Source organism: Lysinibacillus sp. Y5S-8, from assembly GCF_036894365.1.
GTDB classification, from domain to species: domain Bacteria; phylum Bacillota; class Bacilli; order Bacillales_A; family Planococcaceae; genus Lysinibacillus; species Lysinibacillus fusiformis_D.
In genome coordinates this window covers 4038382-4063501 of record NZ_CP145889.1, presented here as the reverse complement: position 1 = coordinate 4063501, position 25120 = coordinate 4038382, and the positions used below count along the sequence as shown (strand labels likewise).

The 25120-nt window shown below is 39.2% G+C and carries 21 protein-coding genes; 20 read left to right on the top strand and 1 reads right to left on the bottom strand.

Annotated elements, in window-relative coordinates; all coding sequences use genetic code 11:
• Window positions 1-46: 46 nt before the first annotated feature.
• The 4 genes from purM to purD all read left to right on the top strand — a co-directional run bounded on the left by purM (window position 47) and on the right by purD (window position 4649).
• Entirely contained in the window at window positions 47-1102 is a 1056-nt protein-coding gene (gene purM / locus V6670_RS19890) for a phosphoribosylformylglycinamidine cyclo-ligase (protein ID WP_338651929.1), read from the top strand.
• A complete protein-coding gene (purN, locus tag V6670_RS19885) occupies window positions 1102-1671 on the top strand; it encodes a phosphoribosylglycinamide formyltransferase (RefSeq protein WP_338651928.1) in 570 nt (189 codons plus the stop codon). The genes purM and purN overlap by 1 nt, the downstream gene beginning before the upstream one ends.
• A gap of 113 nt (window positions 1672-1784) precedes the next feature.
• Window positions 1785-3311 (top strand): bifunctional phosphoribosylaminoimidazolecarboxamide formyltransferase/IMP cyclohydrolase, encoded by a 1527-nt coding sequence (gene purH, locus V6670_RS19880; RefSeq protein ID WP_036123476.1) that lies wholly within the window; start codon window positions 1785-1787, stop codon window positions 3309-3311.
• An 81-nt stretch (window positions 3312-3392) separates the two neighbouring features.
• Window positions 3393-4649 carry a phosphoribosylamine--glycine ligase gene (purD, locus tag V6670_RS19875; RefSeq protein WP_338651927.1) on the top strand — a complete coding sequence of 419 codons (1257 nt, stop codon included), beginning with the start codon at window positions 3393-3395 and terminating at the stop codon, window positions 4647-4649.
• A 113-nt stretch (window positions 4650-4762) separates the two neighbouring features.
• On the opposite strand, the gene V6670_RS19870 is transcribed toward purD, so the two are convergent.
• Window positions 4763-5191 (bottom strand): YgaP-like transmembrane domain, encoded by a 429-nt coding sequence (locus V6670_RS19870; RefSeq protein WP_230593851.1) that lies wholly within the window; start codon window positions 5189-5191, stop codon window positions 4763-4765.
• Between the two features lie 196 nt (window positions 5192-5387).
• Between V6670_RS19870 and V6670_RS19865 the strand changes: the two genes are divergently transcribed.
• The 16 genes from V6670_RS19865 to rlmD all read left to right on the top strand — a co-directional run bounded on the left by V6670_RS19865 (window position 5388) and on the right by rlmD (window position 25067).
• Window positions 5388-7109: an adenine deaminase C-terminal domain-containing protein gene (locus V6670_RS19865; RefSeq protein ID WP_338651926.1), complete on the top strand. Its 1722-nt coding sequence runs from the start codon at window positions 5388-5390 to the stop codon at window positions 7107-7109.
• A 63-nt stretch (window positions 7110-7172) separates the two neighbouring features.
• On the top strand, window positions 7173-8234 hold the full coding sequence (locus V6670_RS19860; RefSeq protein WP_271911029.1) for a DUF3048 domain-containing protein: 1062 nt from the start codon (window positions 7173-7175) through the stop codon (window positions 8232-8234).
• Window positions 8235-8249: 15 nt separating this feature from the next.
• Window positions 8250-8570: a YerC/YecD family TrpR-related protein gene (locus tag V6670_RS19855; RefSeq protein ID WP_004225717.1), complete on the top strand. Its 321-nt coding sequence runs from the start codon at window positions 8250-8252 to the stop codon at window positions 8568-8570.
• A gap of 110 nt (window positions 8571-8680) precedes the next feature.
• On the top strand, window positions 8681-9370 hold the full coding sequence (locus V6670_RS19850) for a heptaprenylglyceryl phosphate synthase (RefSeq protein WP_338651924.1): 690 nt from the start codon (window positions 8681-8683) through the stop codon (window positions 9368-9370).
• A gap of 32 nt (window positions 9371-9402) precedes the next feature.
• Entirely contained in the window at window positions 9403-11646 is a 2244-nt protein-coding gene (gene pcrA, locus V6670_RS19845; RefSeq protein WP_338651923.1) for a DNA helicase PcrA, read from the top strand.
• 14 nt (window positions 11647-11660) lie between these two features.
• Window positions 11661-13664, top strand: a complete 2004-nt coding sequence (ligA, locus tag V6670_RS19840; RefSeq protein WP_338651922.1) for an NAD-dependent DNA ligase LigA — start codon at window positions 11661-11663, stop codon at window positions 13662-13664.
• 110 nt (window positions 13665-13774) lie between these two features.
• The gene (locus tag V6670_RS19835) at window positions 13775-14914 is read left to right on the top strand and encodes a CamS family sex pheromone protein (protein WP_036123459.1); all 1140 of its coding nucleotides are present in this window, start codon (window positions 13775-13777) and stop codon (window positions 14912-14914) included.
• Between the two features lie 232 nt (window positions 14915-15146).
• Entirely contained in the window at window positions 15147-15434 is a 288-nt protein-coding gene (gene gatC / locus V6670_RS19830; protein ID WP_004225708.1) for an Asp-tRNA(Asn)/Glu-tRNA(Gln) amidotransferase subunit GatC, read from the top strand.
• 24 nt (window positions 15435-15458) lie between these two features.
• Window positions 15459-16922 carry an Asp-tRNA(Asn)/Glu-tRNA(Gln) amidotransferase subunit GatA gene (gene gatA / locus V6670_RS19825; RefSeq protein WP_338651921.1) on the top strand — a complete coding sequence of 488 codons (1464 nt, stop codon included), beginning with the start codon at window positions 15459-15461 and terminating at the stop codon, window positions 16920-16922.
• A 1-nt stretch (window position 16923) separates the two neighbouring features.
• Window positions 16924-18351 carry an Asp-tRNA(Asn)/Glu-tRNA(Gln) amidotransferase subunit GatB gene (gatB, locus tag V6670_RS19820; RefSeq protein WP_338651920.1) on the top strand — a complete coding sequence of 476 codons (1428 nt, stop codon included), beginning with the start codon at window positions 16924-16926 and terminating at the stop codon, window positions 18349-18351.
• 157 nt (window positions 18352-18508) lie between these two features.
• Window positions 18509-19072 (top strand): thioredoxin family protein, encoded by a 564-nt coding sequence (locus V6670_RS19815; protein WP_338651919.1) that lies wholly within the window; start codon window positions 18509-18511, stop codon window positions 19070-19072.
• Window positions 19073-19145: 73 nt separating this feature from the next.
• The gene (locus V6670_RS19810) at window positions 19146-20060 is read left to right on the top strand and encodes a diacylglycerol kinase (protein ID WP_036123451.1); all 915 of its coding nucleotides are present in this window, start codon (window positions 19146-19148) and stop codon (window positions 20058-20060) included.
• 559 nt (window positions 20061-20619) lie between these two features.
• Window positions 20620-21966 (top strand): cytochrome ubiquinol oxidase subunit I, encoded by a 1347-nt coding sequence (locus V6670_RS19805; protein ID WP_338651918.1) that lies wholly within the window; start codon window positions 20620-20622, stop codon window positions 21964-21966.
• Entirely contained in the window at window positions 21963-22988 is a 1026-nt protein-coding gene (locus V6670_RS19800) for a cytochrome d ubiquinol oxidase subunit II (RefSeq protein WP_338651917.1), read from the top strand. Before V6670_RS19805 ends, V6670_RS19800 begins: the two co-directional genes overlap by 4 nt.
• Before the next feature lie 14 nt (window positions 22989-23002).
• Entirely contained in the window at window positions 23003-23125 is a 123-nt protein-coding gene (locus tag V6670_RS19795) for a hypothetical protein (protein WP_004225690.1), read from the top strand.
• A gap of 574 nt (window positions 23126-23699) precedes the next feature.
• Window positions 23700-25067, top strand: coding sequence for a 23S rRNA (uracil(1939)-C(5))-methyltransferase RlmD (gene rlmD / locus V6670_RS19790; protein ID WP_338651916.1), 1368 nt, complete (start codon window positions 23700-23702; stop codon window positions 25065-25067).
• Window positions 25068-25120: the final 53 nt, after the last annotated feature.

The window sequence follows — 25120 nt, the reverse complement described above, 5'->3', positions numbered from 1 at the left end:
ACTTCTAGGGTACTGAGGCGATTTGGATGATAAGGAGGAACTCTGCGTGTCAAAGGCATATGAACAAGCAGGTGTAAATATTGAAGCGGGTTATGAAGCTGTAAAACGAATGAAGTCTCATGTTGAACGTACGAACCGTTTAGGTGTAATGGGAACGTTCGGTGGCTTTGGTGGCATGTTTGACTTGTCAAAACTAAATCTTAAAGAACCTGTTCTTATTTCAGGGACAGATGGTGTTGGAACAAAGCTAAAACTAGCGTTCATGGTAGATAAGCACGATACGATTGGTGTGGATTGTGTAGCAATGTGTGTCAATGATATTGTTGCTCAAGGAGCAGAGCCACTGTACTTTTTAGATTACGTAGCGCTTGGAAAAGCAGAGCCTGCAAAAATTGAACAAATTGTTAAAGGTGTTGCAGATGGCTGTGTGCAATCTGGTGCAGCACTAATTGGTGGCGAAACTGCGGAAATGCCTGGTCTTTATGAAGAAGACGAATATGATTTAGCAGGGTTTGCAGTAGGTGCTTGTGAAAAGTCTGCCATTGTGACAGGTGAAAAAATCGTTGAAGGCGATGTGCTTATTGGGATTGCATCAAGTGGTGTACATTCAAACGGTTATTCTTTAGTGCGAAAAATTGTCTTTGCAGATCAGCAATATGCGGTGGATGCCATTGTTGAAGGCTATGAAGATTTAGGACCGATCGGGGAAGCTCTTCTCGTGCCAACAAAGCTATATGCTAAGCCAGTATTAGCAGCTTTAAAGGCAGCAGATGTACATGGTTGTGCTCATGTTACTGGTGGAGGTTTCTATGAAAATCTACCGCGTATGATGCCAGAAGGATTAGCAACGGAAATCGACTTAGGTTCTTGGCCAGTATTACGTATCTTTGAATTCCTAAAAGATAAAGGCCAGTTAGAAGATAAAGATTTATATAATGTCTTTAACATGGGGATTGGTTTTGTAATAGCTGTGCCAGCAGCTGAAGCCGAGAAAGTAATGGCAGCAGTAGAAGCAAATGGTGAAAAGGCCTATCCAATCGGACGTGTTATCAAAGGCGATGGAGTAGTGTTTAATGGCTCACATGATGGGAGTTTAGTGTAATGACTGCACCAACAAAAATCGCCGTGTTTGCATCAGGCAGCGGTAGTAATTTTCAAGCCATTCAAGAGGCCATTGGACGTGGAGAACTGCATGCAAAGATTGAACTTGTGGTGACAGATAAGCCCGGTGCGTTTGTAGTGACACGTGCTGAAAATTTCGGGATTCCAGTGTTAGCATTAAATCCAAAAGACTTTGCATCAAAAGCAGCTTATGAGACAGCGATTATCGATGCTTTACATGAATGTGATGTGAAATGGATTGTGCTTGCAGGGTATATGCGTTTAATTAGTGACGTATTATTAGCTGCCTTTCCACAACGAATTGTTAATATCCATCCTTCCTTATTGCCAGCATTCCCCGGGAAGGACGCCATTGGTCAGGCAATCAATCATGGTGTGAAGATTACAGGGGTAACGGTGCATTTTGTTGATGAAGGAATGGATACTGGGCCGATTATCGCACAGGCCGCTGTACCAGTCATTGAAGGAAATCGAGAGGCAACAGAAGCTGAAATTCATAAGCAAGAGCATCTATTATATACAAAGGCTTTACAGCAATTATTACAATAACTGAAGAGGAGTTAGGTCGAGAACCTTACTCAACAAGTAAGACCTAACTCTATTAATCTTATAGAAGCAAGTCAGTTCGTGGTAAGCACGATAAAAATTAGGAGGATATTGTTGTGACAAAACGTGCATTAATCAGTGTTTCCAATAAAGATGGTATTTTAGAATTTGCAAAGGAATTAGTAGCATTAGGTTATGAAATTTTATCAACTGGCGGTACGAAAAAAATGTTACAGGACAATGCAGTGGCTGTAACGGCAGTAGATGAAGTAACGAAGTTCCCAGAAATTTTAGATGGTCGTGTGAAAACATTAAATCCAATGATCCACGGTGGTCTATTAGGAAAGTTTGACGATGCTTCTCATCAAGCACAAATGAATGAGCATGGAATTGAGCCAATTGAGATTGTTTGTGTTAATCTATATCCATTTGTTGAAACAATTTCAAAGCCTAATGTAACATGGGATGATGCAATTGAAAACATTGATATCGGTGGCCCAACAATGTTACGCTCTGCTGCAAAAAACCATCAATATGTAACAGTAATCGTGGACAGCAATGACTATGCAACAGTATTAGAAGAACTAAAAGCAAACGGCGCAACTACAATTGAAACACGTCGTCAATTAGCTGCGAAAGTTTTCCGTCACACAGCCGCTTATGATTCTTATATTTCGAACTACCTGACAGAAGAAGAATTCCCAGAGAGCTTAACGATGACATATGAGTTAAAGCAAAATTTACGCTATGGAGAAAACCCGCACCAAAAAGCGGCTTTCTACCAAAAACGTCTTGGCTCAGACTTCTCATTGGCCTATGCTACACAATTACATGGGAAAGAGTTATCCTACAACAATATTCAAGATGGTAATGCAGCACTACAAATCGTAAAAGAATTTGAAATGCCAGCTGCTGTAGCAGTAAAGCATATGAATCCATGTGGCGTTGGTACAGGTATTACATTAGAGGCAGCATTCGATAAAGCTTATGAAGCAGATTCAACATCTATTTTTGGTGGTATTATCGCGTTAAATATGGAAGTAGATGCAGCAACTGCTGAAAAGTTAAGTCACATTTTCTTAGAAATCATAATTGCACCTGCATTCTCACAAGAAGCGTTAGACATTTTAACGCAAAAGAAAAATATTCGCTTACTAACTATTCCATTTGAGCAAGCAAAACAAGATCAATTCAACGTAGTATCTGTTGAAGGTGGCCTTCTTGTACAAGAGCCGGATCGCTATGGTTTTGGCAATGCAGATATTAAAGTAGTGACAGATCGTGAACCAACAAAACAGGAATGGGAAGCATTACAGCTTGGTTGGTCAGTTGTCAAACATGTTAAATCGAATGCGATTGTTGTAACAGATTCCCAAATGACACTTGGTGTTGGTGCAGGTCAAATGAACCGCGTAGGTGCTGCTAAAATTGCCTTTGAGCAAGCTGGAGAAAAAGCAAAAGGTGCTGCACTAGCATCAGACGCATTTTTCCCAATGAGTGATACTGTTGAAGCAGCAGCAGCGGCAGGGATTACTGCTATTATTCAACCAGGTGGCTCGATTAAAGATCAAGATTCCATTGATAAAGCAAATGAATATGGAATTGCTATGGTATTCACAGGCGTACGCCATTTTAAACACTAATTAATAAAACATATAAGAAACAAAACAGACCGAGATGCTGGTTCATCTCGGTCTTACTTACAAATAGGAGGATTCTCTAAAATGAATGTATTAGTAATCGGAAGCGGCGGTCGTGAGCATGCAATCGCTAAACAATTTAGCATTTCTCCATCGGTTCACAAAGTATTTGTAGCGCCAGGAAATGATGGAATGGGAGGCGAAATAGAAGTTGTAGCTATTGATACAATGGATTTCGCAGGTCTTGCTCAATTTGCCAAGGAAAATGATATTGCGTTAACATTTGTTGGCCCAGAACAGCCACTTGCTGAAGGCATTGTTGATTTCTTTACAGCTAGAGGTTTACGTATTTTTGGCCCTTCAAAGGTTGCAGCTCAAATCGAAAGTAGCAAATCCTATGCGAAAGAAATGATGAACAAATATAATATTCCTACAGCCGAACATGAAACGTTTACTGAAGCAGAAAAAGCGATCGCTTATATTCAAGAACAAGGGGCGCCTATTGTCATTAAAGCAGATGGTTTAGCGGCTGGTAAGGGTGTTGTTGTGGCCATGACAGTGGAAGAAGCAATTAAAGCTGTCGAGGATATGATTGGCAATCAACGCTTTGGTGAATCCTCTTCACGTGTTGTCATTGAAGAATTTTTAGACGGAGAAGAGTTCTCCTTTATGTCCTTTGTACATAAAGGACAAATTTATCCAATGGTTATTGCACAAGACCATAAACGTGCCTATGACGGTGATAAAGGACCAAACACTGGAGGCATGGGTGCATACTCGCCTGTACCACAAATCTCTCAAGAAGTAGTTGATCTTGCATATCATACAATTGTAGAACCTACTGTTAGAGGGATGGATGCTGATGGTGCTTCCTTTACAGGTATTTTATATGCTGGGTTAATTTTAACGAAGAAAGGTCCTCAGGTTATAGAATTTAATGCTCGTTTTGGTGATCCAGAAACGCAAGTAGTGTTACCGCGTATGGTTTCTGATTTTGGGGCATTTATGATGGCTTTAATGGATGAACAGCCATTTGATTTACAATGGTCAGAAGAAGCGATGCTTGGTGTTGTCATTGCAGCAGAAGGCTATCCTGGTGACGTTGAAAAAGGCAAAGCATTACCGAATTTAGAGGCACTTTCCACATCCCATGCAGTATTCCATGCAGGTACAAAATTAGTGGATGGCCAATTTGTTGGTAATGGTGGCCGTGTCCTGTTAGTTGCTGCCAAAGCTCCTACTTTGCAGGAAGCACAGGAAAAGGTATACGCTGGAATTGCTACGGAAACATGGGATCACTTTTTCTTCCGTCAAGATATTGGCTGGCGTACATTTAAGTAATTGTTATTTTCACTAAATTTTAAAATATTTTTAATCATCTTTTGAAACCTCTTGTTGTTTCAAACGTAAGAGGTAAGAGCCGTCTCAATAATAGATTGGGACGGCTCCTTTGACTAAGAAGGATTTTGAGCTTTATTCGTTGAAGAATCGCTACTATTTGAGGAATTTTGAGTTGAAGTGCTGGTGTCAGATTGTTTTGAAGCGGTAGCTTGTGAACCTGAAGATTTACCAGATATAGCAGAGGAAAAATCCTTCATGAGTTTATCGATTTGTTCAGAAGACATAGAATTTTGCCCGCTGAACATACTTTGCATAGAGGTGTTCATGGCATTTTGCATATTGGAGCTTAAGAGCGCCTTAGTTGGACAATATTTAAAGAGTCCCTCAGCCATTTTCATGGCACCTAATGCAATCATTAATCGACCTTTTGTACAATTAGGATCTCTAGAGACTTTAGCGATACCAAATGCTGTCAAACTTGTACCCATTGCAAAACGACAAAATGCATTTTTTTCGCTTAGATTTGCTTGTTGCATCATCATACTTCCTCCTTTAGTCATTGTGGAAAAATTAAGCGAGGTGCACTTTGCTTTATGAAAGTGCTGTGTTACGATTGAAACAAGATGATTGCATAAAGCATAATTTTTATGAAAGTATGCGATTATGCAGTAGTAGTATGTGATTTCAAGTTGGATTTACACAATGAAAAATTACGTAAATTAGGAAGGAGCGAATAGCATGGATCCAGTATGGAAAATAACAAAGTTACGACAGCAATTAGCAGTAATCGATGGGAAAAAGGCACCAGATATCGTGTTGAAAAATGCACGTTATTTGCATAGTATGCTGAAACAATTTGTAGTAGGAAACATTTGGATTTTAGGAGATCGCATTGTCTATGCTGGTGACAGAATGCCTCCTTTATTAGAAGGAACAGAAGTGGTGGATTGTACAGGGAAAACAATTGTACCAGGCTATATTGAACCACACGTCCATCCGTTCCAGCTTTATCATCCACAGTCATTTGCAGATTTTTGTGGTCAGCTTGGAACAACAGCTTTTATTTCCGATAATTTAAGTTTTGTTTTAAATTTAGAAAATAAGAAAGCGTTTTCAATTTTGGATAACTTGAAAAAGCTACCGTTTTCTTTTTATTGGTGGACTCGCTTTGATTCACAAACTGAACTAGAGCAAGAGGAAGAAGTTTTCTCTAATACGTCCATATTGGAATGGCTAGAGCGAAGTGATGTCTTGCTTGGTGGAGAGTTGACAGGCTGGCCTAAGCTGCTGCATGGCGATGATCAAATGCTTTATCGTATGCAAATGGCGAAGGGGCTTGGGAAAAAAATTGAAGGACATTTCCCAGGAGCTTCAGAAAGAACTTTAGCACGCATGAAACTGCTTGGTGCTGATGGGGACCATGAGGCAATGACAGTGGAGGAAGTAGAGCGTCGCATTATGCAGGGCTATGCAGTAACATTACGTTATTCTTCCATTCGTCCAGATTTACCACATCTGCTAAAAGGAATAGTAGAAAAAGAACTTCCTATTTTTGATCATTTAATGATGACAACAGATGGCTCACCACCTTCATTCCATGAGGATGGTGTGATGGATAAATGTATTCAGGCAGCCTTAGATGCAGGAGTATCTCCAATCGATGCCTATCAAATGGCTTCTTATAATGTGGCACGCTATTATAATATGTCTAATTTACATGGGTTTATCGCGACAGGTCGCTTCGCTTCCCTGAATATTTTACAAGATGAATATCATCCTATTCCTGAAAGTGTCTTATCGAAGGGTGTTTGGTTGAAGCGTGATGGAGAACGTGTGCATAAATTTGCATCAGTTGATTATTCTGCAATCCCAGCATTAGATTTAGATTTTTCATTAGATTCACAAGATTTTCAGTTTTCAATGCCCTTTGGTATTCAGTTAGTCAATGATGTTATTACAAAGCCTTATAACTCTTTCATAACTAGAGAAGGGCAACTGGCGAATCATGACGAGTGCTATTTAATGCTCCTTAACCGGGAAGGTAACTGGCATGTGAATACGATGATTAAAGGATTTGCGACAGATGTTCAAGGCTTTGCATCCTCCTATTCAAACACAGGCGATATTTTGCTAATTGGAAAAAACAAAGAAGATATGATCAAAGCTTTCGAAGAAATGAAGGCTAGAAATGGTGGTATTGTCCTAGTCGAAAAAGGAGAAGTGATAGCGGACATCCCATTAACAATCGGTGGACTTTTATATGATGGAGACGTACTTGCATTAACGGAGAAAGAAAATGCTTTAAAACAAGCTTTAGCAGATCGAGGTTATCAATTAGGAGATGCTATTTACACGTTATTATTTTTACAATCCACTCATTTACCATATATTCGTATAACACCAAAAGGGATTTTCGATGTGATGAAGAATAAGTTATTATTACCTGCTGTTATGCGCTAATTAATGAAAGTGTTTCAGCTGTTTAAACAATTGCCGTCATGTGTAAGTGTTCAAAGGAGAGGTATGCTTGTGTTCAAATCAAAGAAATTATGGATTGCAATGGCATTTAGTGCTTTGTTGATCGGTGGATGTTCAAAGGATACACCAAAAGTAAAAGAAGACGATGACTCTATAGTGGAGGAAGAAACGGTTGGGGAGGAGCCTGTTCAACAACCCAAATTCGTGGCTCCACTCACTGGGGAGGCTGTGCTAGAAGAAATTACACAGCGGCCTATTATGGTCACAATTAATAATCATCCAGCAGCACGTCCACAATCTGGATTGGCTGATGCAGATGTCATTTATGAAATGCTTGCGGAAGGCAATGTGACACGCTTTTTAGCAATATACCAAAGTGAGCTACCTGAAAATATTGGTCCAGTTCGAAGTGCACGCTCCTATTTCATTGATATGGCAAAGGGATTTGATGCTTTTTATGTAGCACATGGCTATAGTCCAGAGGCAAAAACGATGCTCGATCATCGTATCGTCGATCATATCAATGGAATGGCTTATGATGGTATACTTTTTAGTCGTTCCAGGGACCGTGTGGCTCCGCATAATTCATATATTACATCCGAAAACATCCTAAAAGGTGCTGAAATGGTAGGCGCTTCAATGAATTACAGTGAAAAAGTACTTCAGACTTTTTATGAACCCGATGAACGTGGTAAAATAGGCATTGAAACAAGTCAAGTTGATATTTACTATGGAAAGAATGAAGATTTCCACAACTCGTATGTGTATGATCATCAAAGTAATCACTATGAACGACAATCGGCTGGCGTGGACACAAAGGATATGTTAACAGGCGAAACAGTATCATTGGCAAATGTACTATTTTTTGAAATGGACCATCAAACCATTGATGATGTTGGTCGCCAAGCAATTGATTTAACGTCTGGTGGAAATGCGTATGTATTTCAAAATGGCTATTTGAGGGAAGTCGAATGGACGAACGTTAATGGAATACCAATGGCTGTAGAGCAATCAGGGGAGCCTGTAAAGCTTGTACCAGGAAAGTCGTGGGTTCATTTCGTACCATCTTCACCAGGGTTACAAGCAATGGTGAAAACGCAGCCTTAAAGGGAGGAAAATTGCATGCAAATCGAAAAAATTCGGGGGCATCAAACAGATCAATTATTTAAAGCCGTGTTAGAGTTGAAAGACATCGAAGAATGCTATAAGTTTTTTGATGATTTATGTACGATTAGTGAAATTCAATCGTTGGCACAACGCTTTGAGGTTGCACATTTATTGCGTTTGAAAAAAACCTATGAATCCATTAAAAAGGAAACAGGAGCAAGTACAGCAACTATTTCACGTGTGCGTCGCTGCTTCGATTATGGGAATGATACATATGATGAAATGTTAGGTCGTTTGTATCCTGATGAAAAACCGTTTCAAGCACCAAAAGAATAGTAGGGAAAGAGGCTGGGTAGAAGTTCTGCTCAGTCTTTTTCATTTTTTTGTCGTGAATCATAAGCTATACTTGTAAACGAATAGATAGAAAATGATAGGTGGTCAATTAAATGGATTATTTAGAATGGAGACATGTGTTCAAGCTAGATCCAGCTAAGGACATCTCAGATGAGGCACTAGAAAAAATTTGTGAGTCAGGCACAGATGTCATTTTAGTAGGTGGTACGGATGATGTGACATTAGATGGCGTATTAGATTTGCTTGTTCGTGTACGTCGTTTTGAGGTACCAATAGCGCTTGAAATTTCTACAATTGATGCGGTAACTCCAGGATATGATTATTATTTTATTCCAACAGTATTAAATAGTGATGATCCAAAATGGATTAAAAATTTACATCATGAGGCCATAAAAGAGTACGGAGATATCATGGTGTGGGAAGAGTTGGTAGCAGAAGGATATTGTATTTTAAATCCTGATTGTAAAGTAGCACAAGTAACAGGTGCGAAAACGGATTTAACGATTGACGATGTAGTGGCCTATGCACGCATGGCGGAAAATTTCTTTAAATTGCCTGTATTTTATGTCGAGTACAGCGGAATGTATGGGAATCTAGAGGTAGTTCGCGCAGTGAAAAACGAGCTGAAACATACGAAGCTCTTTTATGGTGGAGGCATAACATCTGCAAAGCAAGCGGAGGAAATGGCACAGTTTGCAGATACGGTAGTAGTTGGAAATATTATATATGATGATTTAAAAGCTGCACTTGCGACTGTTAAGGCTGTTAAAAATAAGTTATAATTTTAGAACAAATGTTTGTAAGGCGGTGCAAAATGGAACAGTTAACAAAAAATTTACTAGCAGGAATGAATCCTGAACAGGAAAGAGCGGTCAAAACAACTGATGGACCGTTACTCATTATGGCAGGTGCTGGGTCAGGAAAAACACGTGTTTTAACACATCGTATTGCTTATTTAGTGATCGAAAAGGAAGTATATCCATCAAAGATTTTGGCGATTACGTTTACGAATAAAGCAGCACGAGAAATGTGCGAGCGTATTGATGGCGTTCTAGGGAATGGTACCGGCGATAGTATGTGGGTTTCTACTTTCCACTCAATGTGTGTAAGAATTTTACGTCGGAATATCGATCAACTAGGCATATCTCGTAATTTCTCCATTTTAGATTCCACTGATCAGCTATCAGTCATCAAAAATGTGATGAAGGATGAGAATATTGACCCTAAACGTTTTGAGCCACGAGCGATTTTAAATGCGATTAGTGCAGCGAAAAATGAATGTATTACTGCTGACGATTACGCTGGACAAATGAACGATAAAAACCCTTATGAACAAACCGTTGCACGTGTCTATAAAGGCTATGAAAAAAGACTACGCCGCAATCAATCGCTCGATTTTGATGATTTGATTATGACGACGATTACATTGTTTAAACGTGTGCCTGAAGTGCTCGAATACTATCAAAATAAATTTCAATATATTCATGTAGATGAGTACCAAGATACGAATAAATCTCAATATTTACTTGTACAGTTACTGGCAAAGAAATTTAAAAATATTTGTGTTGTAGGGGACTCCGATCAGTCCATCTATCGATGGCGTGGTGCTGACATTGGCAATATCCTATCTTTTGAAAAGGATTATCCTAACGCCAAGGTCATAATGCTTGAGCAAAATTATCGTTCTACTAAACGCATCCTACAGGCGGCAAATGACGTCATTCAAAATAATACAACACGTTACCCAAAAGAACTGCGCACAGAAAATGCAGAGGGTGAAAAAATTGCCTTATATAAAGCTTATAATGAGCAAGAAGAAGCGCAATTTGTTGTACAAACGATTCAGCAATTAATTGAAAAAGAAAATCGTTCATTTGATGACTTTGCTATTTTATATCGTACGAATGCTCAATCACGTGTGATGGAGGAAGTACTTGTTAAATCCAATATGGCCTATCAAATAGTGGGCGGAACAAAGTTCTATGATCGAAAAGAGATTAAAGACTTACTAGCTTATTTACGACTGATTGCCAATAATGATGATGATTTATCACTGGCACGTATTATTAATGAGCCGAAGCGTAGTATTGGAGCTACATCCTTTGAAAAAATGGCACGCTATGCGATTGATCAGGATCGTTCCATTTTTGATGCGATGAATGATCTTGTATTCATGGGTCTAACTGGGAAAGCGGCAAATTCAGCTGAGCAATTTTATGCAATGATTAAAGGCTTTACAGAGATGCAGGATTATTTATCTGTTACTGAAATTGTGGAGCAAGTCATCGATAAATCAGGTTACCGTACAATGCTGCAAAATGAAAAAACAATTGAAGCAGAAAGTCGTCTAGAGAATATTGAAGAGTTTTTATCTGTCACAAAGGCTTTTGAGGAGCGCAGTGATGATAAAAGCTTAATTGCTTTTTTAACAGATTTAGCTCTTATTGCTGATATTGATGCACTAGATAAAGAAGATGCTTCTAAGGGCAATATTATTTTAATGACGATGCATGCCGCTAAAGGCTTAGAATTCCCTATTGTCTTTATTATCGGTATGGAGGAAAATATATTCCCACATTCACGCTCTCTAGACGATCAAGATGAGATGGAAGAGGAACGCCGTCTTATGTATGTTGGCGTGACACGAGCTGAGGAACGTCTCTATTTAACATGTGCACAAAGCCGAACAATTTTTGGTCGTTCAAGCTTTAATAACGCCTCCCGATTCTTAGGTGAAATTTCAGAAGACATTACAGAGTCCATTTCTAAGGCAGGTGCAGAATCAAAGCTACCGTTTGCCACTAATAATCGTTCAACAGCTAAGCGCACGCTTGGTGCTATTCAACAAACACAGCCTGCTACAGCTCGTTTACAAGCAACGGGTGGAGATCAATTTGGCTGGAAGGCTGGAGATAAGGCGATTCATAAAAAATGGGGAACGGGTATGGTAGTCAGTGTAAAAGGTGAAGGTGATAGTACAGAGCTTGATATCGCCTTTCCACAACCAATTGGCATAAAACGATTACTAGCTCAATTTGCACCGATTGAAAAAGCTTAAGCGGAGGAACATAAATGAACGAAATAGAACAGCGTGTAGCGGAGTTAAATAAAATATTGCATGAATATGGTCACGCCTATTATGTGTTAGATAATCCTGTTGTAGCTGATAGTGTATACGATCAATTATTACATGAACTGATCGCATTAGAGGAAGCGAATCCATCACTCATTTATCCCGATTCTCCTACACAGCGTGTTGGTGGAGCAGTGGTTGAGGGCTTTAAAAAAGTAACACATGATTATCCAATGCTTAGTCTTTCAAATGCTTTTAATGAAGCAGATTTACGAGAGTTCGATCGTAAAGTACGTCAGGCAATTGGAGACCAATTTTCTTATGTATGTGAGCTGAAAATAGATGGTTTGGCTATTTCATTGAAATATGAAAATGGCTTGTTTGTACAAGGGGCAACAAGAGGAGATGGTGTTGTAGGCGAAGATATTACAGCCAATTTAAAGACAATCCGAGCGATCCCACTACGTTTAAAAGATCCTGTGACAATCGAAGTACGTGGTGAGGCGTACATGCCAAAAAAATCATTTGAAAAATTAAATACGCAACGTGCTGACAATGGAGAAGAATTATTTGCTAACCCGCGTAATGCGGCTGCTGGCTCACTACGTCAGTTAGACCCAAAAATTGCAGCAAGTCGTCAATTATCAACTTTTATCTATGCTATTGGTGGAGATGGTGAGCTATATGGTATTGATGGGCATGCGGAAATGCTTGATTATTTAGAGGGTCTTGGTTTCCCTTCAAACAAAGAGCGTCAGCGTTGCTCGACAATTGAAGAGGTCATGGCCTTTATAGAGCATTGGACAGAAAACCGTCCGAATTTAGCTTACGAAATTGATGGTATCGTTATCAAAGTAGATCGGTATGCTCAACAAGATGAGCTAGGTTACACCGCCAAAAGTCCACGCTGGGCCATTGCCTACAAATTTCCAGCAGAGGAAGTTGTCACAACATTACTTACTATTGATTTAACCGTAGGACGTACAGGTGTAGTAACACCAACGGCTATTTTAACGCCAGTACAAGTAGCAGGGACGACGGTACAACGTGCATCGTTGCACAATGAAGATTTAATTCGAGATAAGGATATTCGCCTTGGAGATACAGTCATTATTCGAAAAGCTGGTGATATCATTCCTCAAGTGGTAGGTGTGCTAATAGAGCAACGTCCAGAGGACTCAGTCCCTTTTGTCATGCCAAAAAATTGCCCTGTTTGTGATAGTGAATTGATTCGTATTGAAGGTGAAGTAGCTCTACGCTGTGTAAATCCTGCCTGCTTTGCTCAAATTGCGGAAAGTATAAAATACTTTGTTTCTCGCAATGCGATGAACATTGATGGACTTGGAGATAAAGTAGTAGAGCAATTATTGCGTGCAGATTTAATACATGATGTATCTGATTTATATCATTTAACAGTTGAGCAACTTGTAGAACTAGAACGTATGGGCGAAAAATCTGCAACCAATTTAGTGAATGCCATTCAAGCCTCAAAGGAAAACTCAATGGAACGTTTATTAATAGGTTTAGGTATACGTCATGTTGGCGAAAAGGCAGCTAAAATCGTATCAGAGCAATTTGGTTCGATGGAAGCAGTAATGGCAGCAACAGAGGAACAGCTAGTAGCGATTTATGAAATTGGCGATAAAATGGCTTCTTCGTTAGTAGAGTATTTCTCCAATGAAGATGCACGTGCAGTCATTGAGCGTCTTGCTGAGGCAGGCGTGAATATGACGTATAAAGGTAAAAAAGTAGAAGTGGCTATAGGTGATAGTCCCTTTGCAGGTAAAACAATTGTTTTAACTGGTAAACTTGAGCAATTGACACGCAACGAAGCAAAGGCGAAAATAGAAGAGTTAGGTGGTACTGTCACAGGCAGTGTCAGCAAAAAAACAGACCTTGTGATCGCAGGAGCAGATGCAGGCTCTAAACTGACAAAGGCTGAGCAATTAGGTATCGAAGTTTGGAATGAAGACAACTTAATTGAACAACTTAACCTCATCTAATAAGTGCATGACAGCATATCTTTCTCACTGGGAGAATGCGAAACGATTACATCATGGCGTCGAGTGATTCTTCGACCTAAAACTGACTATTAGTAAAGGAGCACTAAATAATGAAGTCTTTTCGACTCATTCCAGCAATCGTAGCTGCTGCAATGCTAGTCGGCTGTGTACCTTCTGACAAGAAGGAAACAGAGCTTACACAGGAAACGCAACAGAAAGAAAAAGCTGAAACAACAATTATCCCAAGCATACAAATTGATGAATCCTATTATAAGACGCTTATTCCTTATAAAGAGAGTGCAAGCAGAGGTCTTGTTGTGTCTAATATTTATACGAAATATGATATGAAGGAAGTTGAATCTGGTTTAATGCGTCTATCTCAAAATGAGTTTGACACGGAAAACTATTACTTCCAAGAAGGTCAATATTTAGCTGAAAGTACGGTGAGCTCTTGGCTTGCCCGTAGTTCACAAACAGAAGATGGATTAAATCCACCGACAACAGACACAATGACACCAGAAGAACGGGCAACGAAGGCTCCCGTTTATTTATCCCACATTGTAGAGCAAAACTACTTAACAAAAACGAATGATAATAAAGTGAAATTAGGCGGAATTTCAATAGGTCTTGCCTTAAACTCTATTTATTATTACCAAAAAGAACAGTATGGCGAATATTACGAAAAACCAATTTCAGAAGCTGAACTTGTTGAGCAAGGAAAAAAAATGGCCGCTGAAATTGTTTCCCGTTTACGTACACGTGAAGAGTTAAAAGATGTACCAATTGTTGTTGGTTTATTTAAGCAGCAAGCTCGCAATCAAATTATTCCAGGGTCATATTTTAGCTATGGTATAGCAAAAGCTGGACAGAACAGTATCGCTGAGTGGGAAGGTATCGATGAAAATTATGTCTTGTTCCCAACTGATGATTCGCAGGATGTTTACCGAGATGTCAGCAATAACTTCAAAATCTTTAAACAAGACGTTGATAAATATTTCTCGAATTATACAAGTGTGATTGGAACAGGCTTCTATCGTAATAAGCAAATACAAAATCTTTCGATTGAAATCCCAATCCAATTTTTCGGTAAAGCAGAAATAATAGGCTTTACGCAATATTTGACGGGTATTCTAATCAATCAATTTGATAATATTCATGTTGAGGTGAGCGTTACTTCTATAAATGGCCCAGAGGCATTAATCATTAAGAAGGCCAATGATAAGGACCCTTACGTGCATGTCTATGATTAATATAGTCAGCCTTTGTGCTGGCTATATTTTTATGTAGATGGCTAGAATTAGAGGGACACAATAGGTAGATAGAGACAACACTTTGTTATAGTAGTGAAAGTTTCTATATTTTTAGTGAAAGTTGTGATTTTTAATATGAAAAATGTTATGATTATTGGCATGGTTAACTTTATTCAACCCTATTGTTATCAATAAAAACAATGAATTGAACCAGTATTCGGAGGTGTGAAAAATGGCTAAATTAACAAAAGAAGAAGTAAAGCACGTGGCAAATTTAGCACGTCTTGCTATTACAGAAGAAGAAGCAGAGAAATTTGCTGAACAGCTTGGAAAAATTACAGACTTTGCGGAGCAGTTAAATGAGCTAGATACAACGAATGTTGAACCAACAACTCACGTTTTACCACTAGTGAATGTAATGCGTGAAGACGTAGCTGTAAAAGGTTTAGACCGTGAAGTAATGATGTTAAACGTAAAAGAACAAGAAGATGGTCAAGTAAAAGTACCAGCTATCATGTAATACTAAAACATAGGAGGATTCCTCATGACGTTATTTGAACGTTCAGCTAAGGAGTTACAAGCGGAAATTAAAGCAGGTAACTTATCAATCGCTGACTTAACGAAAGAAGCATACGAGCGTATTGCAAAGCTTGACAGCGATGTACAAGCATTCCTTGCTTCAAACGAAGAAAAAGCAACTGCACAAGCTGCTGAAATGGATAAAGTCCCATTTGAAAAGCGTGGACCACTGTTTGGTCTTCCAATCGGTGTGAAAGACAACATCGTAACAGAAGGTTTAGAAACAACTTGTGCCTCTAAAATTCTAGAAGGCTTTATGCCAATTTATGATGCCACTGTTGTCAATAAGTTACGTGAAGCTGGCATGATTACAGTTGGTAAATTAAACATGGACGAGTTTGCAATGGGTTCTTCTAACGAAAACTCATACTATAAAACAACAAAAAATCCATGGAACTTAAACCACGTACCAGGGGGATCTTCAGGTGCATCTGCAGCAGCAGTAGCAGCAGGTGAAGTACCATTCTCTCTTGGTTCAGATACAGGTGGTTCAATCCGTCAACCAGCAGCTTACTGTGGTGTTGTAGGGATGAAGCCTACATATGGTCGTGTATCTCGTTTTGGTCTAGTTGCATTTGCCTCTTCTTTAGACCAAATTGGACCAATTACACGCAACGTTGAAGATAATGCGCTATTATTAGAAGCCATCGCAGGCTTAGATCCAAATGATTCTACATCGGCAAACGTAGAGGTACCAAATTACGCTGCAGCGCTTACTGGTGATGTAAAAGGCTTACGTATTGCTGTACCAAAGGAATTCCTTGGTGAAGGTGTTGGCGAGGCAGCACGTCAATCAGTGCTTACTGCATTAGAGGTATTAAAAGGCCTAGGTGCTACTGTAGAAGAAGTATCACTTCCTCATTCAAAATATGCACTTGCTGCATACTATATCCTTTCTTCATCAGAAGCGTCTTCTAACTTATCTCGTTTCGATGGTATCCGTTATGGTTTCCGTGCAGAAAATGTTACAAATTTGATGGACCTTTATAAAGAAACACGTGCACAAGGTTTTGGTGATGAAGTAAAACGCCGCATCATGCTTGGAACTTACTCACTAAGTGCCGGCACGTATGATGCGTATTATAAAAAAGCGCAACAAGCACGTACACTTATCAAAGCAGACTACGACAAGGTATTTGAAGACTTTGATGTTATCATTGGGCCTACATCCCCAACACCAGCATTTAAAATTGGTGAAAACGTCGATGACCCGATGACAATGTATGCGAACGATATTTTAACAATCCCGATGAACTTAGCTGGAGTACCTGCTATTTCAATTCCATGTGGCTTTGAAAACGGACTACCACTTGGTTTACAAATTATTGGTAAATACTTTGATGAAGCAACTATTTACCGTGTAGCTCATGCTTTTGAACAAGCAACAGAGTTCCATAAACAAGTTCCTCAAATGTGGGAGGGAAAATAACATGAACTTTGAAACAGTCATTGGTTTAGAAGTACACGTTGAGTTGAAAACAAACTCAAAAATCTTCTCACCAGCACCAGCTCACTTTGGTGCTGAACCAAATACAAATACAACAGTAATTGATTTAGGGTACCCTGGTGTCCTACCAGTCCTTAACAAAAATGTAGTAGATTTTGCAATGCGTGCTGCACTTGCACTTAATATGGAAATCGAACAAGAAACAAAATTTGACCGTAAAAACTACTTCTATCCAGATAATCCGAAAGCTTATCAAATTTCACAATTCGATAAACCAATCGGTAAAAACGGCTGGATCGATATTGAAGTAGACGGCTATACAAAACGTATCGGTATTACACGTCTTCATATGGAAGAAGATGCTGGTAAACTTTCACATGCTGGGGATCACTCATTAGTTGACTTTAACCGTCAAGGTACACCACTTGTTGAGATTGTTTCTGAGCCAGACATTCGTACACCAAACGAAGCATATGCTTACCTAGAAAAATTAAAATCAATTATTCAATATACAGACGTATCTGATTGTAAGATGGAAGAAGGCTCATTACGTTGTGATGCCAACATTTCTCTTCGTCCGTATGGTCAAGAAGAATTTGGCACAAAAACGGAGCTTAAAAACCTGAACTCCTTCAACTATGTTCGTCGTGGTTTAGAGCATGAGGAATTACGTCAAGCTGATGTATTATTATCAGGCGGTATTATTGAGCAAGAAACACGTCGCTTCGATGAAAAAACAGGTAAAACAATTTTAATGCGTGTGAAAGAGGGAACAGATGATTACCGTTACTTCCCAGAGCCAGACTTAGTTCGTCTTTCGATTGATGATGCATGGCTAGAGAGAGTGAAATCAGAAATTCCTGAGCTTCCAGACGCTCGTAAAAAACGTTATGTAGAAGAATTAGGCTTAACATCATATGATGCAGGAGTTCTTGTTATTTCTAAAGAAATCTCAGACTTCTTCGAGGCAATGATTGTGAACGATGCAGATGCGAAACTTTCTGCTAACTGGCTAATGGGTGATGTTTCAGCTTACTTAAATGCGGAACAAAAAGACCTTAAAGATACTGCATTAACACCAGAAAACCTTGCTGAGATGGTGAAATTAATCACTGACGGAACAATTTCTTCTAAGATCGGTAAAAAAGTATTTGCTGAATTAGTAGAAAACGGTGGTTCTGCACAGGATATTGTGAAGGCGAAAGGTTTAGTTCAAATTTCCGATGAAGGTGCACTGCTAGCTATCGTAACAGAAGTTTTAGATAACAACGCACAATCTATCGAAGACTTTAAAAATGGTAAAGATCGTGCAATTGGCTTCTTAGTTGGTCAAATTATGAAGGCAACAAAAGGTCAAGCCAACCCTCCAATGGTTAATAAATTATTACAACAAGAAATTGCCAAACGATAATACTCGTTGTAACATAATAGCCGAGAGAGCTTTATTGCTCCCTCGGCTATTAATTTTCAAAAATGTAACTAATTTGCAATTTATAACACTTAATAGTTGTTTAAAAAGAGTATTCATAGCAAAATATAGAATAGACAATAATAAGGGGGACGAGCCAATGAAAACTGAACAACAATATTTTCAAGAAGCTATTTCGATACAACAATATATGGAGAACATGACGACGTTGAAAGAAGAGAGCTTCCGTATTTATGATGGTTTTAAAGTGCCAACAAACGATGGCTTCATCGAATTACTAAAAGATAAGCAGCCAAAAATTTTAACCATTACAGAAGATTGGTGCGGAGACGCTATGTTAAACAATCCTATTATTCGTCGTGTTGCTGAAGCGGCAGGGTTAGAAATGCGTACCGTTTTCCGTGATGCTGATACAGAGTTAATTGATCGTTATTTAACAAAAGGTGGTCGTGCTATCCCGATTTATCTGTTGTTAGATGATGCAGGTGAGGTTGTAGGAAAATGGGGACCACGTGCGCCTGAATTACAAGAGTTAGTCGTAACGAAACGAGCGAGTTTACCAGATAAAGAAGATCCAACATTTGAAGAAGCTCAAAAAGCTCTTTATGCAGAAATTCGAGAGGAAAATATCTCGAACCCAACTTACTGGACATATGTCTATGAGGACTTTAAAAAACAGGTAACAAACGCATTACAAAAATAACAAGAGCATTGCAACATTTCAACGTAGAATTTCGTTGAATGAAATAGAATCTTATGAAGCAGGAAGGTATGTTATGAAACGAGCAAGAATCATTTATAATCCTACATCTGGACGCGAAGTATTTAAGAAACATCTACCAGAGGTGTTGGAAAAACTAGAGGTAGCAGGCTATGAGACATCCTGTCATGCAACAACATGTGAGGGAGATGCAACGCTTGCAGCAAAAAATGCGGTAGAGCGTGGTTTTGATATCATCATCGCAGTTGGTGGAGATGGCACATTAAATGAAGTTGTTTCAGGTGTAAGTCCATTTGAAAACCGTCCGAAAGTTGGTCTAATTCCGATGGGCACTACAAATGATTTTGCCCGTGCTGTGCATATTCCTCGAAATATTGATGAGGCTGTAGACATTATAATTCAAGGCGACACATTACCAGTAGACGTGGGTCTCTTAAATGGCGAACGCTATTTCATTAATATTGCTGCTGGGGGACGTATTACAGAACTCACTTATGAAGTACCAAGTAAAATGAAAACAATGCTTGGCCAGTTAGCCTATTATGTAAAGGCAGTAGAAATGATTCCATCCATCAAAGCTTCCCATATGCGTATTGAATATGATGGCGAAGTATTTGATGGGGACGCCATGATGTTCCTATGTGGTTTAACGAATTCAGTAGGTGGCTTTGAAAAACTTGCCCCTGATGCGAGTATTAATGATGGTTACTTTACAGTAATAGTACTGAAAAAAGTAAGCCTTCCAGAGTTTATTCAACTAGCTGCTATGGCATTACGAGGCGAACATTTAAATGACGATCGTGTCATTTATAAAAAAGCCAGCGTTGTCAAAGTCACGACTGAAAACGAAGTCCATCTTAACCTAGATGGCGAATATGGCGGAGACGCACCAGCTACATTTGAAAATCTGAAGCGTCACATTGAAATCTTTGTCCCACTTGCAGATATTCGAGAAGAAGACCGCATTTAATTAATCCAAAAAGCTCATCCTATTTTAGTTGGATGAGCTTTTTGGATTAATTGGGGCATTCTATCTCGTACTTATAAAAGTGAGGGATCTGCATATTAGGAAGTCCTCTAAAGAGAAAAGCTTCACCACTCCCAAAAATATCTACCCCACACACTCCCAAAGTTAACCTTCCCAATAGAAGCCGAAAACCAGAACTGCCACATAAGAATCTCTGCAAACCTACTTAATCCGATTTCTTCCTTTATTAAATTAGAATGGACTAAATTATACGATTTCATCTTTAGAGCTTAGATTGTGAATGAATTTAGAAAAATGTTTGGCAAATGTGCGTATATTAGTTGAACAAAATTTGAAACCTTAATAATAGCCTGAAATTTCGGTCCGTTATTAAGGTTTTATTCGTTGTAATAGTGGAAAATGGGGGTATGGATAAGGGAAAGGAAGTGTTGCCTTTGTATAAGTCACAAGAAAAGAAACTTATATGGATAAGTTTTGGTGTTGCAATTATTATGCTACTTTCCATTCTTGGAAGAATATTTGGAAGTTAGGGGGCAATGAGATGATTAATGAATCAGCAGTCTTTTGGAGTCGAGCATTAACGGAGTTAACATTATCGTTCCATATTATTTATGCAACGATTGGTGTAGGTGTCCCGTTGATGATTATGATTGCTCAATGGACTGGGTATAAAAAGAATGATGAGCATTATATCTTAATGGCGAGACGTTGGGCGCGTGGTTTTGTTATTACTGTGGCCGTAGGTGTTGTAACAGGAACTGCCATTGGCTTACAGCTTTCATTATTGTGGCCTAACTTTATGCAACTTGCTGGTCAAACGATTGCATTACCACTTTTTTTGGAAACGTTTGCATTTTTCTTTGAAGCTATATTTTTAGGGATCTATTTATATACATGGGACCGCTTTGATAGTCAGAAAAAACATATGCTACTATTAATTCCTGTCGCTGTTGGAGCGTCGATGTCAGCGGTCTTCATTACAATTGTTAATGCTTTTATGAATGCACCACAAGGATTTGATATTGTAAACGGAGAACTTGTCAATATTCAACCTTTTTTAGCGATGTTTAACCCGGCCATGCCGACAAAGGTAGCGCATGTACTTGTGACAGCGTATATGACATCGGCATTTGTACTAGCAGCTATTGCGGGATACAGAATGTTAAAAGGCTCTAAGCATGTATACCATAAAAAATCATTGCTTTTACTTATGAAAATTGGCTTGATTTTCTCCATAGCTGCTGCTGTAATTGGAGATTTTTCAGGAAAATACTTAGCTGAATATCAACCCGAAAAACTAGCCGCTGCAGAATGGCATTTTGAAACAGAGGGTAAAGCATCGCTTGTATTATTTGGTGTATTAGATGGAGAAGAAGTAAAATACGCCATTAAAATTCCGTATGCTTTGAGCATTCTTGCACATTTTAATCCTAACGCAGAGGTAATTGGCTTAGATCAATTTGCGGAGGAGGATTTACCACCACTCTATATTCATTATCTCTTTGATATTATGGTGTCCATTGGTATGTTTATGGTGCTAGTTTCATTACTTTATGTTGTAGGGAAAGCACGGGGCTGGCAATTTATTCATTCGCGATGGTATAGATGGATTATTGTTGCGGGAGGACCTCTGTCAATCATTGCCATCGAAGCAGGTTGGTGGCTTGCGGAAGTTGGACGTCAACCATGGATACTGTATGGTCTAATGCGTACACCGGAGGGAGCTACTACGAGTGACCATGTGGATTTAATGATGCTATTGTTCGCAGGTGTTTATGCAGTTTTAGCAGTAGGAAGTATTGTCGTCTTGGTTCGAATGTTTAAAAAGAATCCAATCGAGCGTGAAATTGAAGATCGCCACTCTGAAAAAGGCGGTGACATCCTATGACGTTAGAGGTATTAGGTATTTCCGTATTATGGATTTTTCTATTTGGCTATGTCATTGTCGCATCCATTGATTTTGGTGCAGGCTTCTTCAACGCTTATAGCCTACTAATTGGTAAAAATCATATTTTAACAAATATTATCAAACGTTATTTATCGCCTGTCTGGGAAGTAACCAATGTCTTTTTAGTATTCTTCTTCGTAGGGATCGTTGGATTTTTCCCACAAACTGCTTTTTATTACGGAACGATTTTACTTGTGCCAGTCAGTATTTCGCTTGTACTGTTAGCAATTCGTGGCTCCTACTATGCCTTTGAATCGTACGGCACGCGAGGACATATAGGGTATACGCTGACATACGGTGTGGCAGGTTTATTAATTCCCGCTTCCTTATCTGTTGTTTTTGCCATTGCTGGTGGAGGCTATGTTGATCTGATTGATAGGCAACCTGTGCTAAACTACTGGACTTTATATACAAGTCCATTTGCTTGGAGCATTGTGGTACTGAGCATCGCTGCTGTGCTGTATATTTCAGCCGTATTTTTAACGTGGTATGCTCATAAAGCAAATGACGTAGAAGCGACTAAACTGATGCGAAAATATGCACTTGTTTGGGCAGCACCATTAATGATTAGTGCACTGGGCATTATGTATGAAATGAAATCTATTAACCCAGAAAGTTATAGTCACATGGTGAATTTATGGTGGATGTTTGCGATTTCAGCTGTCTTATTTATTATTACAGTCATGCTCATTGCCATGCGTAAAAAGTACGGACTTGCAGTTGGGCTTCTTATTGCTCAATTTGCTGTAGCCTTCTTTGCATATGGGATAGCACAATATCCATACTTACTGTATCCGTATTTAACAATTTACGATAGTTTTACAAGCACACAAATGGCGGTTGCTTTAGTCATCGCATTTATTTTAGGGCTGTGCCTTCTTCTTCCTTCACTCTATTTATTGATGAAACTATTCTTGTTCAATAAAAACTATGTGACAGGAAAAGAAGACAATCACGCATAGGAGGAAATCAAGGTATGCAAAGTTTCTTAATTTTTTATGCACCTTTTATTGTCGTCATTCTTGGGATCTTGTGTGCATTTTGGTGGGCACCAAGGGATTATCATATTACAAAAGAGCAAGAAAAGAGTCGCGAATAGCGGCTCTTTTCATAGTGTTGATAAAAAAATCATCCATAGAATTTTTACAAAAGGTGAAAAAGGATTTCCATTGCAGGCTACTTGCTTTCCTGTGGGCTCGCCTGTCTCGCTATCCCACGGGAGTCAAGTAACCCTCCACTCCAATCCATAAAAATGTTTCTGTTTAGCAAAGGCTTTCAAATAAAGTGAAGGTATTCATTACTCTTTATGGAGGGGTGTTGTCACTCAGCACTTCTCCACACTGAAAATAAAAGCCGCTCCTTCCTCTAATAATACAAATAATGAGCTATTTTGTTCACCATGTTGCACATGGTTGATTGGAGAGAATGCAGTGAGTGAAGCGGTTCATAAGACGCCCCCTGGAAAGGACGCTGGCAGAGCGGAAATCAACCCCTCACCTTGCCAAAGGCTTTTTCTGCTCTTGACATAAACCTATTTCAGCAACATGAAAAGAGTCGCGAATAGTGGCTCTTTTTTCAAGTTAGTGAGGAGAACAATATAACGGGCAAGTCTTGTTCTTTTTTCATTCGCCAACACATGCTACAATAAGGAGATTGAAATGGAGGATGTACGAATGTCAGTACCCGTGAAAAAAAATGATCGACTTTCAGTTTATATAGAAGATTTAACACATGATGGCAATGGCGTCGCAAAGGTTGATGGCTACCCATTATTTATACAAGGCGCACTTCCGAACGAAACAGCTGAAATACATGTGATGAAAACCTTGAAAAATTATGGCTTTGCAAAAGTTGTAGATATTATTAAGCCATCTTCAGATCGAGTAGTAGCACCCTGTGATTATTTCAAGCAATGTGGTGGCTGTCAACTACAGCATTTATCCTATGAGGGGCAGTTAAAATGGAAAGAAAATATGGTGCGCAATGTGATGCAGCGCATTGGTAAAATTAATGCACCTGTTCTTCCTGTAAAAGGAATGGAAGAGCCTTGGCATTACCGTAATAAAGCGCAAATCCCTTTCTCTGTAAATGAAGAAGGACAAGCGATTGCAGGTTTTTATAAAACAAAAACGCATAGCATTGTAGATATGGATCGCTGCTTAATTCAAACAGGAGAAGCGGACGCCATTCTTGCAGGCTTGAAAAAGGAATTAACGGCGATAGGAATTCGCCCTTACAATGAGCATACACACGAAGGAATGCTGCGACACGTTGTCATTCGTAAAGCACGAGCAACAGGTGAGGTCATGGTTGTCCTTGTAACAAAAAAGAAAAAGTTCCCACAAAAAGAGGCAGCTGTTGCAGTGATTCAAAGATTAGTTCCGAACGTTACGTCGATTATGCAAAATGTGAATAATGAAAAAACCAATGTGATTTTTGGTGATGATACCATCAATCTTTGGGGCAAGGGCATCATTATTGATACAATTGGCGATGTACGTTTTGAGATTTCAGCTCGTTCCTTTTATCAAGTCAACCCAGAGCAAACAGAGGTCCTCTATAAACAAGCATTGGATTATGCTGACTTGCAGGGGGATGAACGCGTCATTGATGCGTATTGTGGCATTGGTACCATCTCTTTATTCCTGGCACAAAAAGCAAAGGCAGTCATGGGAGTGGAGATTGTCCCACAAGCAATTGAAGATGCTAAACGCAACGCAGTACTCAATGGTTTTACAAATACTTATTTTGAGGCTGGCCCAGCAGAGGAAGTTATACCGAGATGGTACAAGGAGGGCAAGGAAGCAGACGTACTAGTAGTCGATCCACCACGCAAAGGCTGCGACGAAGCACTTCTAACTACCATTTTAGAGCAACGACCAAAACGAGTGGTCTATGTATCCTGTAACCCAGCTACACTAGCACGTGACCTTCGCATTTTGGAGGATGGCGGCTATCAAACACAGGAAATTCAGCCAGTAGACATGTTCCCACATTCGACGCATTGTGAAGCTGTTGCTTGGCTTGTACTAGCTGATTAAATTTCAGCTTGTTTTTAACGTAGCTTTTATTAGGATGTGTCTTTGAAATAGCT